The organism is Bacillus sp. NH11B (assembly GCF_001884205.1).
Classification (GTDB): domain Bacteria; phylum Bacillota; class Bacilli; order Bacillales; family Bacillaceae_G; genus Bacillus_A; species Bacillus_A proteolyticus.
Map to the genome: position 1 here is coordinate 23150 of NZ_MAOG01000036.1, position 18076 is coordinate 41225.

14 protein-coding genes and 1 pseudogene are annotated in these 18076 nt (G+C 35.4%); 11 read left to right on the forward strand and 4 right to left on the reverse strand.

Features of this window, described 5'->3' with window-relative positions; translation table 11 throughout:
* Positions 1-268: 268 nt before the first annotated feature.
* Complete coding sequence (locus tag BAU27_RS07180; RefSeq protein ID WP_071770503.1) at positions 269-859, forward strand: AmiS/UreI family transporter; 591 nt, start codon at positions 269-271, stop codon at positions 857-859.
* Between the two features lie 99 nt (positions 860-958).
* On the forward strand, positions 959-1846 hold the full coding sequence (locus tag BAU27_RS07185; RefSeq protein ID WP_071770504.1) for an NAD-dependent epimerase/dehydratase family protein: 888 nt from the start codon (positions 959-961) through the stop codon (positions 1844-1846).
* An 88-nt stretch (positions 1847-1934) separates the two neighbouring features.
* Here BAU27_RS07185 and sodA read toward each other — a convergent pair whose 3' ends face one another.
* Complete coding sequence (gene sodA / locus BAU27_RS07190; protein WP_071770505.1) at positions 1935-2561, reverse strand: superoxide dismutase [Mn]; 627 nt, start codon at positions 2559-2561, stop codon at positions 1935-1937.
* Between the two features lie 215 nt (positions 2562-2776).
* On the opposite strand from sodA, the gene BAU27_RS07200 reads away from it, so the two are divergent.
* Together BAU27_RS07200 and BAU27_RS07205 are read left to right on the forward strand one after the other, a co-directional pair.
* On the forward strand, positions 2777-3847 hold the full coding sequence (locus tag BAU27_RS07200) for a nitric oxide synthase oxygenase (protein WP_071770506.1): 1071 nt from the start codon (positions 2777-2779) through the stop codon (positions 3845-3847).
* 363 nt (positions 3848-4210) lie between these two features.
* Positions 4211-5779, forward strand: coding sequence for a BCCT family transporter (locus BAU27_RS07205; protein WP_071770507.1), 1569 nt, complete (start codon positions 4211-4213; stop codon positions 5777-5779).
* Between the two features lie 136 nt (positions 5780-5915).
* Here the strand turns inward: BAU27_RS07205 and BAU27_RS07210 are convergent, their stop codons facing one another.
* Positions 5916-7214 (reverse strand): MFS transporter, encoded by a 1299-nt coding sequence (locus tag BAU27_RS07210; RefSeq protein WP_071770508.1) that lies wholly within the window; start codon positions 7212-7214, stop codon positions 5916-5918.
* A gap of 328 nt (positions 7215-7542) precedes the next feature.
* On the opposite strand from BAU27_RS07210, the gene lytS reads away from it, so the two are divergent.
* The 5 genes from lytS to BAU27_RS07235 all read left to right on the forward strand — a co-directional run bounded on the left by lytS (position 7543) and on the right by BAU27_RS07235 (position 12698).
* Complete coding sequence (lytS, locus tag BAU27_RS07215; RefSeq protein WP_071770509.1) at positions 7543-9312, forward strand: two-component system sensor histidine kinase LytS; 1770 nt, start codon at positions 7543-7545, stop codon at positions 9310-9312.
* A complete protein-coding gene (locus tag BAU27_RS07220) occupies positions 9290-10030 on the forward strand; it encodes a LytR/AlgR family response regulator transcription factor (RefSeq protein WP_071770510.1) in 741 nt (246 codons plus the stop codon). The genes lytS and BAU27_RS07220 overlap by 23 nt, the downstream gene beginning before the upstream one ends.
* Before the next feature lie 133 nt (positions 10031-10163).
* Positions 10164-10595, forward strand: a complete 432-nt coding sequence (gene lrgA, locus BAU27_RS07225; protein ID WP_071770511.1) for an antiholin-like murein hydrolase modulator LrgA — start codon at positions 10164-10166, stop codon at positions 10593-10595.
* Between the two features lie 36 nt (positions 10596-10631).
* Positions 10632-11324, forward strand: a complete 693-nt coding sequence (lrgB, locus tag BAU27_RS07230) for an antiholin-like protein LrgB (protein WP_002113184.1) — start codon at positions 10632-10634, stop codon at positions 11322-11324.
* 339 nt (positions 11325-11663) lie between these two features.
* Complete coding sequence (locus BAU27_RS07235; RefSeq protein ID WP_071770512.1) at positions 11664-12698, forward strand: AI-2E family transporter; 1035 nt, start codon at positions 11664-11666, stop codon at positions 12696-12698.
* A gap of 293 nt (positions 12699-12991) precedes the next feature.
* On the opposite strand, the gene BAU27_RS07240 is transcribed toward BAU27_RS07235, so the two are convergent.
* Entirely contained in the window at positions 12992-13465 is a 474-nt protein-coding gene (locus BAU27_RS07240; RefSeq protein WP_071770513.1) for a hypothetical protein, read from the reverse strand.
* A 317-nt stretch (positions 13466-13782) separates the two neighbouring features.
* On the opposite strand from BAU27_RS07240, the pseudogene msrA reads away from it, so the two are divergent.
* Positions 13783-14250, forward strand: a pseudogene (gene msrA, locus BAU27_RS33515) (peptide-methionine (S)-S-oxide reductase MsrA); the annotation flags it as partial.
* A gap of 45 nt (positions 14251-14295) precedes the next feature.
* Positions 14296-14748: a peptide-methionine (R)-S-oxide reductase MsrB gene (gene msrB, locus BAU27_RS33520; RefSeq protein ID WP_483295354.1), complete on the forward strand. Its 453-nt coding sequence runs from the start codon at positions 14296-14298 to the stop codon at positions 14746-14748.
* 29 nt (positions 14749-14777) lie between these two features.
* Here the strand turns inward: msrB and BAU27_RS07250 are convergent, their stop codons facing one another.
* Entirely contained in the window at positions 14778-17894 is a 3117-nt protein-coding gene (locus tag BAU27_RS07250; RefSeq protein WP_071770515.1) for an efflux RND transporter permease subunit, read from the reverse strand.
* Positions 17895-18076 lie beyond the last annotated feature (182 nt).

Below are 18076 nucleotides of genomic sequence, written 5' to 3' on the forward strand. Positions count from 1 at the left end.
AATAAAAAACGTAATATTGAAAAGAATTCCAATACTTGTATCATGGTCAGAGTACGTTTATAATCAAGGAATCCTATTTAATGTTCTGATAGGCTTATTTATTATTGAAAGCGTTTTAAATTCTGGCCCTTTTTAAGGTAGGAAGTCTGACTTATTTAGATTAAAAATTATGTATGTAGTTTTAAATAGGAAGAAAAATAATAAAGGATTACTTTATATTGTGGGGAGGTTAAAAGTGTGAAAGGGAAAGACTTTCACACGAATATATATGGGTTACGTAGGATTATTACTTTCAGGTGCAGCTTTATTTTTAAATAGTCTTGTTATATTGGGCAAAGTAGAGATGAAAAGCGCAGGTGTCTTTAATTTATTTGTAGGGGCATTACAAATTATTATACCGTTTTATTTAATTATGATTTCTGATCAAAGTAATTGGACGGTATATTCATATGCAGCTACCTTTTTATTTGGTTTAACTTATTTATATGTAGGCGTTACTTTTATTAAAGGAATGGATAGTAGTGGACTAGGCTGGTTCTGTATTTGGGTAGCAATTATTGCCCTATTCTATATGGTCGTTTCATTTGTTCAATTCCACGATGTTGTTAATGCGTTAACATGGTTTATGTGGGCATTACTTTGGTATTTATTCTTTGTGTTAAATGCACAAAAAAAGAATATCAATCAATATCTTGGCAGAATTGCATTTGTACAATCATGGGTAACATTGACGTTGCCTTCACTCTTTTATTTTATGGGAGTATGGGGAGAAGGCTTCGTATATGAACTATGGGTTTATGTATCAGTAATTTCTATTTTATATTTCTGCTATTGTATTTTTAAATATCGAGTACGTTAATATATTTTCTGTAGAAAAGCATGGAATCGTTAAATGAGTTCCGTGCTTTTTATATATGAGCATTTATAATGGAGAGGTAGTATTTTACAATTTATCAAAATGGGGATGATGAAGTTGAAAAAAGTATTGGTGCTAGGGGGAACAAGGTTTTTTGGTAAACATTTAGTAGAAGCACTTTTGCAAGATGGACACGATGTAACGATTGCGACGAGAGGGATTACAGAAGATCCTTTTGGAAGTGCAGTAAAAAGGCTGATTGTCGATAGAGAAGACAAAAAACAACTTGCAGAGCGTCTAGAAGATAAAAGTTATGATATCGTATACGATAATTTATGCTATAGCTCGAATGCAGCAAAGGTAATATGTGAAGTGTTACGAGGAAAAACGAAGAAATACGTTATGACATCTTCAATGGCTGTTTACGAGCCAGCAATAGGCCTGTTAGAAGAGAACTTTAATCCGTATGAGTATGCCATTACGTATGGGGATAGGAAGGATTTTAATTATGGTGAAGGCAAGCGATTAGCTGAAGCTACTGTATTTCAACAAGCAACATTCCCAGTTGTTGCAGTGCGTTTTCCAGTTGTTATTGGAGAAAACGATTATACGAAAAGGTTACAATTTTACGTTGAACATATTGCGTGGCAAGAGCCTGTTGCGGTGAATCATTTAGATGGAGAATTGTCGTTTATACATGAAGAAGAAGCTGGCCAATTTTTAGCTTGGTGCGGGGTGGAAAGTATAGAAGGGCCAATCAATGCTTGTAGTAACGGAGTAGTTTCTACTAGAGAAATCATTCATTTCATAGAAGAAAATACGGGAATAAAAGCACTCGTTCAAGAGGTAGGAGATAATGTAGCGCCTTATAATGAAGTGATTAATTGTACATTACATAATGGAAAAGCTAGTGAATTAGGATTCCCGTTCCGAGAGTTGAAAATAGACATAGAACAAGTATTACGTTGTTACATACATGCAATGAAATAATCATAAATCCCCCGGTGGCAATCCGGGGGATTCTGGAGGATTTCGACAATACTAATTTTACATTACTAAACTTACCTTATACGCACGACTAATGTTTTTGTGATTGAATTGCTTGTAAATACTTTTCATTTACCCGGTCCCAGTTCACTGTATGCCACCAATTGGTAACAAATTCTGGACGCCGATTTTGATACTTTAAATAATAGGCGTGTTCCCATACATCGATGACGAGTAATGGAATTTTACTTTCTTGCAAAGGTGTATCTTGATTGGGTGTACTCATAACGGAAAGTTCCTCACCATCCATAACAAGCCATCCATAGCCACTTCCAAAACGACTAATAGCTGCTTTGGAAAGTTGATCTTTTAAGTTGTCAAAGGTATTGAAGTAATAATCAATTACTTTTGCAACGTCTCCATTAGGCTCACCGCCACCTCGCGGGCTCATGACTTCCCAAAAAAGACTATGACAATAGTGACCACCACCGTTATTTCTTACAGCTGTAACAATTTCCTTTGGTAAAACGTCTAAATTACATAGTAACTCTTCTAAAGACTTATTATGTAATTCCGTATAGTTTTCTAAAGCGGTATTCAAGTTATTTACGTATGTCGCATGATGTTTTCCGTGATGAATAGAAAGTGTGTTGCTATCGATATATGGCTCTAGTTCATCGTAGTCATATGAAAGCTTTGGCAATTGAAATGAAGACATAACATTACCTCCTTTCTCTTTAAAAGTTGGTCTAGGTAAAAATAATTTACCTGAGTCAAAAATACACCTATTTTTTATGTAAGTCAATAGTAATGTCTTTAATTTTCTGAAAAATATTACAATAAAAGTAACACTTCGACTTTCATTTGTGACTCTTATTCTTTTTGCTTATACTGTAAAGTAGAACGTTTTGTTGAAATAGAAGGAGATCGTTTATGAGTAAAACGAAACAATTAATAGAGGAAGCGAGTCAGTTTATTACAATTTGCTATAAAGAGCTTAATAAAGACCAATTCATAGAAGAGCGTGTGAAAGAAATTCAAGTTGAGATAGAGAAGACGGGGACGTATGAGCATACATTTGAAGAACTTGTTCATGGATCGCGAATGGCATGGCGCAATAGTAATCGATGTATCGGAAGACTATTTTGGAGTAAGATGCACATATTAGATGCACGTGAAGTAAATGATGAGGAAGGTGTATATAATGCATTAATTCATCATATTAAATATGCAACGAACGATGGGAAAGTTAAACCGACGATTACAATTTTTAAGCAATATCAAGGTGAAGAAAATAATATACGAATTTATAATCACCAATTGATTCGGTATGCAGGATATAAAACAGAAATAGGGGTGATTGGGGACTCTTATTCTACTGCGTTTACGGATTTTTGCCAGGAACTTGGATGGCAAGGAGAAGGTACGAATTTCGATGTATTGCCACTTGTTTTTTCTATAAACGGGAAGGCACCTACATATAAAGAAATTCCGAGAGAAGAAGTAAAAGAAGTGCCAATTGAACACCCAGAATACCCGATTTCATCCCTTGGAGCAAAATGGTATGGGGTTCCAATGATATCAGATATGCGCTTAGAAATTGGCGGTATTTCCTATACAGCCGCTCCGTTCAATGGATGGTATATGGGGACGGAGATTGGGGCACGTAACTTAGCGGATCATGATCGTTATAATTTACTGCCGGCTGTTGCGGAGATGATGGAGTTAGATACATCGAGAAACGGTACATTATGGAAAGACAAGGCACTAATTGAGTTGAATATTGCTGTATTACATTCCTTCAAAAAACAAGGAGTTAGTATTGTTGATCACCATACAGCTGCACAACAATTTCAACAATTTGAGAAGCAAGAAGCAGCATGTGGACGGGTTGTAACAGGCAATTGGGTGTGGCTCATTCCACCGCTGTCGCCAGCTACCACTCATATTTATCATAAACCGTATCCGAATGAAATTTTGAAGCCGAATTTCTTTCATAAATAATATTTAGTATAGGGGTTTTTTCTGCAAAATATAATTTTTTTTAATTACTGTTACGTAGCAAATGGAAGCCTTTACTCTCGGTTATTTTTGGAAGGAGCTTTTTGAACCAAGGAGTTCCTTATGTTATAATCAAATTTCTGTTTCGAAGACCTTATAGAAATATAAGGTCTTTTGTTTTGCTTTTTTATGTAATAGGAATAGAAATTTTCTTTTAAATAAGGGATTTAGCATATTTTCAGGGACAACATAAGTGTGTAGAAAATTGATGAATTATTATGCTTATATAATCATTATGTTTTGGGTGTAAACAATAAAACATAATAAAGTTGTTTTTTTAGATTGCTGAGGAAGGAGGAAGTGTAAATGAGAATGAATAGTCGAAAAACGGATTGGCCTGTATTTCTTATTAGTGGTGGCTCACTTTTATTATTTGTAATTGCAGTTATTTTAAATAAAAGTTACGTAGAGGGAGTCATTAATAGCAGTTTTGCAGCTTCAATTAAATATTTTGGTGCCTTTTGGCAGGTTTTATTAATTGGTACATTTATTGTGGCAATGTGTATGGCGTTTTCGAAATATGGGAGAGTTAAACTTGGGGGGCTAGAAAAACCTGAGATTAGTACGACAAAATGGCTCGCTATTATTATGTCTACATTACTTGCCGGAGGTGGCGTTTTTTGGGCAGCTGCAGAGCCGATGTACCATTTGATGACGGTGCCACCAATACATGAAGGTATAACTGCTGGAACGAAAGAAGCGGTAATGCCTGCTTTAGCACAAAGCTATATGCACTGGGGTTTCCTCGCTTGGACGATTTTAGGTACAATTAGTGCGGTAGTTATGATGTACGGACATTATCATAAAGATATGCCGTTAAAACCTCGAACACTTTTATATCCTATTTTTGGAGAGAAATTGCGAAAGAGTTGGCTTGGAACAATGATCGATGTATTTGCCATTATTGCGGTAGCTGCAGGGACGATTGGCCCAATCGGATTTTTAGGACTACAAGCAAGTTATGGGTTACAAGCATTGTTTGACATTCCTGATGTGTTTACTACTCAATTAGCGATTATTGTTTGTGTAGTAGCTGTTTCTACGATATCTGCGGTAACGGGAATTGATAAAGGGATTCAAATTATAAGTAATTTAAATGTTAGGTTAGCAGTTTTATTAATGGCATTCGTATTACTGTTTGGACCAGGTGGATTTATTATTGATTCATTTGTTTCTTCGTTTGGATTTTATATAAATGAATTTATTCCAATGAGCACATATCGTGGTGATACAGGTTGGTTAGGGTCGTGGACAATCTTTTTCTGGGGATGGTTTATTGGATATGGACCGATGATGGCAATTTTAGTGAGCCGTATTTCAAGAGGCAGAACAATCCGAGAAATCATCGTTGCAATTGGAATTATTGCACCTATTATTACAACGTTTTGGTTTACGATTTTGGGAGGATCAGGTGTATTTTATGAGTTAATGAAGCCTGGTTCTATTTCGACCGCATTAAGTGAATCTGGTATGCCAGCGGCTATGATTGCAATTACAGAGCAACTGCCACTCTCTAATATTGTTGGACCGGCATTTCTTTTATTAACAATTTTATTTGTAGTGACAACAGGAGATTCAATGGCCTATTCGATTTCAATGGCAGTGACTGGAGATGGAAATCCTAGAATTAGTTTGCGAGTTTTTTGGTCGCTTATTATGGGCGCAGTTGCAGCGATTCTTTTATACATGGGTGAGGGAAGTATTAACGCCTTACAATCCTTCATTGTAGTGACGGCTGTTCCTGTATCCATTCTGTTATTCCCAATGCTGTGGCTTGCGCCTAAAGTTGCAGGAGAATTAGCATTAAAACAAGGTATTGTAAAAAAGGAAGATAAAACTTCCTTCTTGTTCCAAAAAGCTAGTAAATCAAAATAAAAAATAAACAAATTGTATGTTTTATTTTATATAAAAAGAGGAAGCATTTCATTTGAGATGCTTCCTCTTTTCTATTTATCCAACTACTTTTCCTGAAGGGGATAGTACTCGAACAAACATTTCGTATAGTTTTAATCTATTCTAATACTTTATCTTTCGTCTCTGGGACACATAATAGCATCGTAACTAAACCGATTGGGTAGATAATGAAGATGAGAGATAGTGCTCCCATTAAATTACCACCTGCAGCAAGTAATCCGATAATAACAGGTCCAAATCCAGCTAGCCCACGTCCTGTACCGAAAATAAAGTTTTCTGCTGTCGAGCGAGCTTCAGCAGGATAGTTTTCAGCTAAAATTGCTCCGAATCCTCCCATCATGCCATTGGCAAAGAATCCAAGCAATGCACTTCCCCATAACAATAATGTTGAGTCTGTGAATAAGAAGAAGTAAATGAGACAGTATATAGTGCCACCGACATAATAGATTGTAAAAGTTTTACGGCGACCAATTTTATCGGCTAGAATACCAAAAGTCGCAATTCCAATTAGCATGCCAATCGTAGAGATGAACATCCAACCGCTCGCTTTTGCTAATGTGTAGTTATATTTATTCGCTAAAATAGTTGGCATCCATGTGAAGATTCCATAATATCCGAAGTTCTGGATGAATGACATAATAATAAGGCCAATTGTTGTTATCGTTACTTTTTTATTTGCAAATAACTTTCGAAGTGGAAACTTTTTCATTTGCTTTAGTTGTTCTGCCTCAGTAGTTGTTAAATTACCTTCAGCTTCTTTTTGTAACAATTCTTTTTTGTATCGTTGTTTTTGTTCCCATATTTTCGGTTCACTTAAACTTTTGCGGACGTAAACAGCTAGTAGAGCTGGAATGAGTCCAAATAAGAAAATAGCTCTCCATCCAAAATGCGGGACGATAAATGCCGGAAGGAGTGAAGCGACTAGTACGCCAAATTGCCATCCAAGTGCAACAACGGATGTCGCCTTAGCGCGCATTTCTTTAGACCATGTTTCAGTTACGATGGCCATTCCAATCCCGAATTCACCACCAACTCCCATTCCAACTAAAAAGCGAAGAATTAATAATTGCCAATAATCTGCTGCGAAATAAATGAGTGCTGTTGCTAGTGAGAATAGTAAGATTGTGAAGGCCATCGTACGGATACGCCCAAATAAATCAGCAATAAATCCAAATAAATAAGACCCGATTAGCATTCCTATTGTGGTAGCTAATGTTAAGTTTCCACCTTCAACAGGGCTTAAATGAAATTCTTTTAAGATGTAGACGAGTACGAAAGATAAGAGCAACATATCTAAACCTTCTGCTGCATATCCTAGCGCAGAACCAAACAATGTTTTATATCTTTTCTCTTTTGTCTCCTCTGTTGATGATTGTACATTAGTAGTGACGTTCATCATTACTCCTCCTTATTTTCTTCTACAGTCGCTATGGAAGAATAACAAAAGGCCTTCTCACCTGATATGATGAGAAGGCCAAAAAAGCATACGTATCCCTAAAAAAGACCATACGTATAGTATATTCCGACTTCCTTCTCAACCTCACGGGGTTGGGTTAAAGGACTGTATTATATTACTTTATTTTTAGCACTCTTCTGTTAGATTGTCAAATAAAGTGGGAATTGTTATGTGTAAAATATTTCAAAAAGCATTTCATTCTTCTTGACTCCCGCTTCATTATTTTCCCATAATAAAACTAACTAATATAAAAAGGAATGAATCACAGATGCTAAATTTAGTACTTATGATGATTGAACGTGTCGGACTTATTGTTATTTTAGGATTTTTACTTTCTCATATTAAAACGTTTAGGCGCCTTCTTCATAAGCAAGACGGATATGTAGATAAAATTAAGCTTATTTGTATTTTTTCAGTGTTTACAATTGTAAGCAATTACACAGGGATTGAAATAGCGGGAAATACGATTATGAATGAAAATTGGCTACAAGGTGTTTCTTCATCAAGTACAATTGCGAATACACGTATTATGGGTGTTGGAATTAGTGGATTGCTTGGCGGTCCTATCGTTGGAATTGGAGTAGGATCAATTGCTGGTATTCACCGTTATATGCTTGGTGGGACGACAGCGCTAAGTTGTGCCATCTCGTCAATTTTGGCAGGAGTTATAACAGGTTATATTGGATACATTTTCAAAAAATATAATCGCACAATTACACCTAAATTTTCAGCGATTTTAAGTGTCTTTATCGTTTCTTTAGAAATGGTTATGATTCTATTAATTGTAGAGGATGGAATTAGTATTGTGAAAACAATTGCGATACCGATGATCCTTGTGAATAGTTTCGGGAGTTTTATTTTACTTTCTATGATACAAGCCATTTTGCGTCAGGAAGAGAATGCAAAAGCTCTGCAAACACATAAAGTATTACGAATTGCTGATAAGACATTACCGTATTTTCGCCAAGGGTTAACAGAAGAGTCTTGTAAACATGTGGCACAAATTATTCACCGCTTTACGGGAACGGATGCGGTATCCTTAACAGATACAGAGAAAATCTTAGCTCACGTTGGATTAGCATCAGACCATCATATTCCTTCACACAGTTTAATAACAGGTTTATCAAAATCCGTATTAAAAACAGGGGAAATAATGAAAGCGAAGTCGCGTGAGATGATTAATTGTCAACATGAAGGGTGTCCATTACAAGCGGCAGTTGTTATTCCATTAACTTCACATGGAAATACGATAGGAACATTAAAACTTTATTTTAAAAACTCTAATCAATTAAGTCGTGTTGAAGAAGAGTTAGCGGAAGGGCTGGCGAAAATCTTCTCCACACAGCTTGAGTTAGGTGAAGCTGAGTTACAAAGTAAGTTATTGCAGGATGCCGAAATAAAAGCGCTGCAAGCACAAATCAATCCGCATTTTTTATTTAATGCAATTAATACGGTATCAGCTCTATGCCGAACAGATGTAGAGAAAGCGAGAAAATTATTATTGCAGCTTAGCGTTTATTTTCGTTGTAATTTGCAAGGGGCACGCCAATTACTTATTCCATTAGAACAAGAGTTGAATCATGTACATGCATATTTATCGTTAGAGCAAGCGAGATTTCCGAATAAGTATGAAGTGAAGATGTACATTGAAGAAGCGCTAAAGGTAACCTTAGTACCACCATTTGTGCTTCAGCTATTAGTTGAAAATGCATTACGCCATGCTTTTCCGAAAAAGCAGCCAGTGTGCCAAGTCGAGGTACATGTGTTTGAAAAAGAAGGGATGGTTCACTTTGAAGTAAAGGATAATGGACAAGGGATTGAGAGTGAACGTCTAGAGCAATTAGGAAAAATGGTAGTTCCATCAAAGAAAGGGACGGGAACAGCTTTATATAATATTAACGAACGACTTATCGGGTTATTTGGGAAAGAGACAATGCTTCAAATTGAAAGTGAATTAGAGCAAGGGACAAAGATCCTCTTTGTAATTCCGAAAAAAGTAGAGGAGGAAAAACGGAGTGTTAAAAGTATTAGTAGTTGATGATGAAATGTTAGCACGGGATGAATTGAAATATTTATTAGAGCAAACGAAAGAAGTAGAGATAATTGGTGAGGCGGATTGTGTAGAGGATGCATTGGAAGAATTAATGAAAAACAAACCAGATATTGTTTTTCTAGATATTCAATTATCTGATGATAACGGATTTGAAATCGCAAATATATTAAAGAAAATGAAAAATCCACCTTCAATTGTGTTTGCTACTGCATACGATCAATATGCGTTGCAAGCGTTTGAGGTAGATGCGTTAGATTACATTTTAAAGCCATTTGATGAAGAACGTATCGTACAGACATTAAAGAAATATAAAAAACAAAAGCAAATAAAATTAGAAACAAAGCAAGATGTAAAGAGTGTAGATGTAACGACCGAGATGCATAAATTAGCATTACCGATTGAGGAATCAATTGTACTTATTAATATTGAAGATATTGTTTATGTAGGGCTTGTAGATGGGAAAGTAGCTGTAAAAACAATGAAAGAAACATATGTAACACATGATACACTTGTGATTTTGGAAAAGAAATTACCGCAAACCATTTTTATGCGTGTTCACCGTAGTTTCATTACTAATATTAATCATATTTCTGAGATACAGCCGTGGTTTAATTCCACTTATAACTTAATTATGAAAGAGGGGTCTAAAGTCCCGGTTAGCCGTACATATGCAAAAGAACTCAAAAAGCTGCTTCGTATTTAAGAAGTAGCTTTTTGTATTTCATCTGCCTATATTTGTAACTAATTTTGTATATTTGACGTTCTGTTGTGTAAACGCTTACAGTTTTGTTTGTATCTTATACAATAAAGGTACCAAATCGAAAGAGGTGGCCAAAATGAGTACGAAAAAAGTATATAGTTTCTTATCACAAGCATTCATATTTTCAGCTATTATGTTAGTTTCTAATATTATTGCAACACATTTACCAATTCCGATGCCTTCATCGGTAATCGGGTTAGTTGTTTTATTTAGCCTATTATGTCTAAAGGTTATTAAATTGGAGCAAGTTGAATCACTCGGAACGGCTTTAACGGGGATTATCGGATTTCTTTTCGTCCCATCAGGTATTTCAGTTATTAATTCTCTTGGCGTAATGAGCCAATATTTCGTACAAATCTTAACCGTAATCGTTGTTGCAACAATTATTTTACTTGCTGTAACAGGTTTATTTGCACAATTAATTTTAGGTAAAGATGACAAAGAAACAAAAGATACAAAAGAGTTGAAAGTTGTAAACGAAGGAAGCAAACACGGAAAAGTTGCGTAACTATTTTAGACCATACATGGTTAGGAGGTAATGAACATGACAAGCACAATGACTCCATATTTCGGAATCGTCGTTTCATTAATTGCATACGGAATCGGAACATTTTTATTCAAACACTCAAAAGGATTCTTCTTATTTACACCACTATTCGTAGCAATGGTATTAGGGATTGTATTTTTAAAGGTAGGTAACTTTACTTTTGAAGAATATAATACTGGTGGGAAGATGATTAGTTTCTTTTTAGAGCCAGCAACCATCGCCTTTGCAATTCCATTATATAAACAAGTTGATAAGTTAAAAAAATATTGGTGGCAAATTTTATCGGCTATCGTGGTTGGATCTATTTGTTCAGTGGTTGTCGTGTTCATTGTCGCAAAAGCAATTGGTTTAGATACAGCTGTTATGAACTCGATGTTACCGCAGGCAGCAACAACAGCAATTGCATTACCAATATCTGAAAGTATCGGTGGTATTCCAGCAATTACATCATTTGCAGTTATCTTTAATGCAGTTATCGTATACGCATTAGGAGCTTTATTCTTAAAAACATTTAGAGTTAAACATCCGATCGCTAAAGGTTTGGCTCTTGGAACAGCAGGACATGCGTTAGGGGTTGCAGTAGGTATCGAAATGGGTGAAGTAGAAGCAGCTATGGCAAGTATAGCTGTGACAGTAGTGGGTGTTGTAACAGTGGTGGTTATTCCAATGTTCATGCCATTTATTGGATGATAAAACTTACTTAAAAAAATATAAAAGCAAGCTATTTGTAGGACGGATTTCTACTGATAGCTTGCTTTTTATGTTACAGTGGTGGTAAGACCTATTTTTAGGAGAGTAAAACTTTCCTTAAATCTTCATTAATACTGTGCATAATGCATTTTGAAATAGGTCATTGTATTGTAAAATAAGAAGTAACATAATATATTAGCACAATTAACGAGCGGTTAGGATTGAAGATAAATTGCTCGCAATGGCTTTAATATTAAAGGATAATTATAAGTAGAGAATAAAGAGAGATCTACTTGTTAACGTTTTACTTTATAGGACAGGAGAGAGTACTCGTCGATTATGCAAATAAAAAACCTGTTTCAAAGCAAAGGATTTCAGAGGTTAATCGTATTAGTATTACTTGCTCTCATATTGTATGGGATGCAAAGTATGTTAAATTTAATTTTAATTACGTTTATGCTGACGTATTTAATGGATCGATTCCAAAAGTTTATTTCTCGTAAATTAGATCATTTCATGCCAATTAATCGGAAAATTATTATAGCGCTTTTATATGTAATGTTAGTGGCTGGAATTGCCATTACGCTATTTAAATATTTACCGGTATTAACAATACAAATTTCACAATTGATTTATCAATTTAATGTATTTTTAAGAAATCCACCTGATAGTGAATTAATTAAGTATGCAGTTAATGCAGTTAATCATATGGAGCTTTCTAAATATGTGGGGCAAGGCGTAGACATTTTGTATAAATCTATTACGAATGTTGGGAAATTTGGCCTTCAAGTTTTACTTTCTGTAATTTTAAGCTTATTTTTCTTACTCGAAAAAGCACGTATCGTTGCTTTTACTTCGAAATTTAAAGAAAGTCGACTTGCAATTTTCTATAACGAAATAGAGTATTTCGGAAAGAAATTTGCACGTTCATTCGGAAAAGTAATCGAAGCACAATTTTTAATTGCAATTGTTAACTGTGTTTTATCTGTTATCGCATTATGGATATTAGGATTCCCGCAATTACTAGGTTTGGCGTTAATGATTTTCTTGCTTGGTTTAATTCCAGTCGCAGGTGTTATCATTTCGTTATTCCCACTTTGTATGATTGCTTACAACATCGGCGGTATTATGTATGTCGTTTATATTGTAGTTATCGTAACAGTAATTCATGCGCTTGAGAGCTACGTGTTGAACCCGAAATTTATGTCGCAAAAAACAAACTTACCAATCTTCTACACATTTATGGTGTTAATTTTCTCAGAGCATTTCTTAGGTGTGTGGGGACTTATTATCGGTATTCCGATCTTCATTTTCTTATTAGATGTCTTAGATGTGACAAGTGATGAAATGGAGAAGGACGTTGGAAAAAAATAAAGTGAAGTAAGAAATGAAATATACCCTATAAAGTGGATAATTTAACAAAAGAATTCTCCTTTGTATTTCATTAAAAATAATTTTGCTCATCTCCTGTATCTCACTTTTATCATCGTTTCCATTATAATGAGGAATGAGCGTGAAAATGCATCAAAACCCCAAATCATGGACTTTTTTAGTATCCACGATTTGGGGTTTAATTAAATAAAACACTTATTTATTATTAACTTGAAGATAATTAATAAATTTATTAAATATCTATATATATAATTTAATAAATTTATTTTGCGATCTTAAAGTCCTTCTGGAAATGCTCTTGCTGCAAATTTAAATGAACCAACACCGCCATCATCAGTATATGCAGAGATGGTATATTTGCCACTTGATACCCAATCTGACCAACTAGTACTAAAGTAAAGAGTTTTTTGCGCCCCTGGACTTATACTTTCTTGATAAAGCGTATGGCCTGCTGAATTTATAAGTTTATAGCGTAAAGTACTTGGCCCCGTGTTTTGAATCCAAAATTTAAGATCATCGCCAGATTTATTCCAAAAATAACCGGACCCAGAGCCATGATCAAAGGAAATTGTTTGACTCCCTAATAATATTGATGATGAATACATGATGATTGAATCGTCACCATTTCCTAGCTGAATTTCTGTTACTTCAGGAGTTTTATTCATGTTCGTTTCTGGTACTGATGCTGCAGCTGTCCCTGTTCCAATTAAAGATAAAGCGATTGCTGGTAATACTAGTAACTTTTTCATTTCACAAACTCTCCTTTTAAAGTAAATTAATACACTCTATGATTTTATTTTCAACAAATGTATTTGCAATTTCATATTACTAGAATTAGAATTTAAAGCAAATATACAAATATTTATTTTGCTATTAATAAATAACACTTTCTATTTTCAAGATTCCTTAAAACCTCGTAAATAAAGTGAAACTTTAATCATTGGGGGGTTACTGTCCTTTACAAAGGGGACAGATTAAAAAAGCATCGATGTTCGATGCTTTTTCTTTTATAACATCATGTTTCTTATGCCATACTGTAAGGAGAAGATAGAATAGGGGTGAAATAATGGCTGTAAATGAAAAGGTAGAGTTAGCTACATTTGCTGGAGGGTGCTTCTGGTGTATGGTTTCGCCATTTGAAGAGATGGAAGGGATTATAAAGGTTGTTTCTGGCTATACAGGTGGTCATAAAGAGAATCCAACGTATAAAGAAGTATGTTCAGAAACGACGGGACATTATGAGGCAGTACAAATTACATTTGACGCAAATAAAATGCCGTATGAAGAGTTATTAAATCTATATTGGAGACAAATTGATCCGACTGATGTAGGTGGGCAATTCCACGACCGCGGACAGTCTTACGAAACAGTGATTTTTTATCACAATGAAGAACAACATAAAAAAGCGGTGGATTCAAAAGAAGAGCTTGCAAAGAGCGGGCGCTTTTCAAAGCCGATTGCGACAAAAATATTGCCAGCTACTACGTTTTATCCGGCAGAGGAATATCACCAAGGATATCATAAGAAAAATGAATTCCGCTACGAGTTATACCGTAAGGGCTCAGGGCGAGATGCGTTTATTAAGCAACATTGGCCAAAAGATAATGCTCATTTAAAGGGAAAACTGAATGAGATGCAATTTTATGTAACACAGGAAGGTGGTACAGAACCACCATTTCGAAATGAGTATTGGAATCATAAAGAAGAAGGTCTTTATGTAGATATCGTTTCAGGTGAGCCTTTGTTTACTTCTATAGATAAATTTGATAGTGGATGTGGATGGCCTAGTTTTACGAAGCCAGTTATGTCAGCTAGTGTGAAAGAAAAAATGGATGTGAGTCATAATATGACGCGTACAGAAGTGAGAAGTAAGGAGGGAGATTCACATCTCGGGCACGTATTTCCGGATGGTCCAGGACCGAATGGACTTCGCTATTGTATAAATTCAGCGGCCCTTCGATTTATCCCGAAAGGGGAGTTAGAGAAAGAAGGATACGGTGATTTTTTAATTTTGTTTGGAACTAAAAAATAACCTCGCAGTTAGCGAGGTTATTTTTTAGTTTATTTTACTTTTTTCTTTTTAAATTTGCTTAGTGCTTCATAAACGATTGGAACAATAAGAAGTGTTAATAAAGTTGAACTTGTTAATCCACCAATTACGGTTACACCAAGTCCTTTAGAAATTAAGCCGCTGCCTTCAAATCCTAATGCAAGCGGGATAAGAGCTCCGATTGTTGCAATGGCAGTCATTAAAATAGGACGCAGGCGTGTTGCACCGGCTTCTAGTAATGCTTCGCGTGTGGATAAACCTTCATTTTCTTTATGAATAACGCGGTCAATAAGCACGATTGCGTTCGTTACAACGATACCGATTAACATAAGCGCACCAATCATTGCAGATACACTTAACGTCTCACCAGAGATTAGTAAGGCAACGAGTGCACCAATGATTGTGAATGGTAGCGAGAATAAGATCGCAAATGGTGCAAGGGCACCACCAAATGTAACGACAAGAACGAAGTATACAATGGCAATCGCAGCTAACATCGCTAAGCCAAGTTGCTTGAATGATTCTTGAATATCTTTTGTAACGCCGCCCATAGAAACATCTACGCCAGAAGGAAGATCCATTTTATCTACTTCTTTTTGAACTGCAGCAGATGCTTTTGAAACGTCATCCGATGTTAATTTCGCACTTACTTCCGCATAAACGCGGCCATCGCGGTGTTTTACTGTATTCGAAGTTTCACCTTCTTTTACAGTCATCACATCTTTCACAGCCACTTCATTACCAAGTGGTGTTGTAATTTTACGATTTGTTAAGTCATCGATTGTTTCATAATTTTGTTTGTCAGTTTCTACATATACATTGACATCTTTACCGTCTTTTTTAATTGTTGTCAGAACAGGGCGATCATGTTGATTAGAAAGTCCCATTCCAATTTGCGCAGCCGTTAGACCCATTTTACTTAGTTTTTCCTGATCTGCGACTAAAGTGTACTCTGCATATGTTTTTGCAATACTAGAGTCTACATCTTTTAAGTCTTTATTTTTCTTCATGATATTTTGAATATCTTTTACGACAGGCTTAATGTCTTCAGAGCTATCTCCGTAAACGTATAGTTTAATTTCGTTACTACCGCCACTCGCTCCAAAATCTTGATTTTTCCATTCGCCTTTGCCAGACATCTTTTGTAAATCTTTAACGACTTGTTCTTTCTCTTTTTCGAAGTTTTTCGTGTCGTTATCATATTGAACGAAGAACATAGCTTGATTTGATTGGCCAGGGCTCATTGGGTTTTCTCCGCCTAATGAGAACTGAATTGTTTTCACTTCTTTTTTATCTTGGAAGTGCTTCTCAGCTTTTGTTGCAATTTTTTCAACGTCTTCTAACGTTTGACCTGGCTCAGGATTGTACGTTGCGATAATCATTTTTTCTTCTTCAGATGGTAAGAAACTTACACCGATAATTGGCACAAGTGCGAGGCTACCAACTAATAGAAGGACAGCGATACTTGATGTAATGATTTTATGATTTAAAGCCCATTCAAGTATACGTTTATAACCATTTGCTAATTTACTTGGTTTTTCTTCGTGATGTACTTCTTTTTCCCTCATGCTCTCTTTCTTGAATAAGGAGTGAGCTAGCATTGGTACGATTGTAACGGCCACTAGTAACGATGCTAATAAAGCGAAGACGATAGTTAAGGCAAATGGTAAGAACATTTCACCAATCATACCTTTTACAAGTCCAAGTGGTAAGAATACAGCAATTGTTACAATGGTAGAAGACATAATTGGGATAAACATTTCCTTCGTAGCTTCACGAATTAAATCTTTCCCGCGTAATTTTTCTTCTGATAACGACATGCGTCGGTAAATATTTTCAATAACAACAATTGAGTCATCAACAACACGGCCGATAGCGACTGTCATTGCTCCAAGTGTCATAATGTTAAGTGTAATATCCATTTGTTTTATTACTAAAACAGCAATTAATAAAGAAAGTGGTATAGAAACGACAGAGATTAGTGTTGTTCGAATGTTTCGTAGGAACAACATAATAATAACAATCGCAAAGATAGCACCGAAAATTGCTTTGCTCAGCATTGTTTCAACTGATTTCTCAATAGGTGCGCCTTGGTCGAATGTTGAAATAATCTCTAAGTCTTTATATTTTTTCTCAAGGTCTTTTACTTTATCCTTAACTGCATTTACAACATCAACTGTATTCGCATCAGCAGCCTTCACAATTTGAATTCCGATTGCTTCTTTTCCATTCGTTCGAGAAATAGATTCTGCTTTCCCAACTTCTTTAATGTCAGCAATTTCGTCTAATGTAACTGTTGGAATTCCATTCATAGCGGCTGGATTCATTTGCGGCGTTTGTGCACCAGCTCCAGCATTTTGACTACCTTGAGCGCTAGGTGATGAAGGTACAGCTGGGATTTTTAGCTCTTTTAATGCTTTAATCGTTGTAATATTTCCATCTACAACAACTGATTTTTCCGTGTCTTTAAATGTATATAAGCCAAGTGGTAAAGATACATCCGATCCTTTAATCACATTTTTTACAGTATCTTCACTTAAACCTAATTCTTTCATCTTATCTTTCTTAAAGACAAGTTGTACTTCATCTACTTGTTGACCTGAAATTTGAACAGATGCAACACCATCAAGTCCTTTTAATCCTGGAACAACATTTTTTTCTACATTTTCTGTTAACGTAGCTAAAGATTCATTGTTACTTGCTACGCTTAACGAAATAACAGGAAAAGCATTAAAGTTTACTCGAGAAACTTTCGGATCTTTTACGCCTTCAGGAAGTTTCACGTTCGAGAGAGCTTCTTTAATTTCTGTTTCGGCCTTTTCCATATTTTTATCAAAATCATACTCTACTTGAATAGAAGATGCGTTTTGAAAAGATGATGAACTAACAACGTTTACACCGCTTAAATTTTGCAGTTGCTCTTCCATCGGTTTTGAAACTTTATCAGCTACTTCTTCTGGTGTAGCACCAGGATAAACCGTAGTTACTGTTACAACAGGTGTTGTAATATCAGGAATTGTTTCCAGCTTCATGTTAAGCCCAGAATAAATCCCTGCAATGGTAACAATAATGGTTAGTAGCCAAACCGCGAACTTATTTTTTAATGAGAAATTGATGATTTTGTTCATGTTTGCGCTCCCTTTTTATTGTATTGACCAACTGGTCAGTCTAATACATAATATAACTGACTGATTGGTCAGTCGTCAATGAAAAGAGATGGTATAATAAATTGAAACTATAAGGGGAGAGACTTTTTTATTATTCCTTACTGAATCATTAGCTTTTATTAATGGAGCTTTTAGGTAAGTAG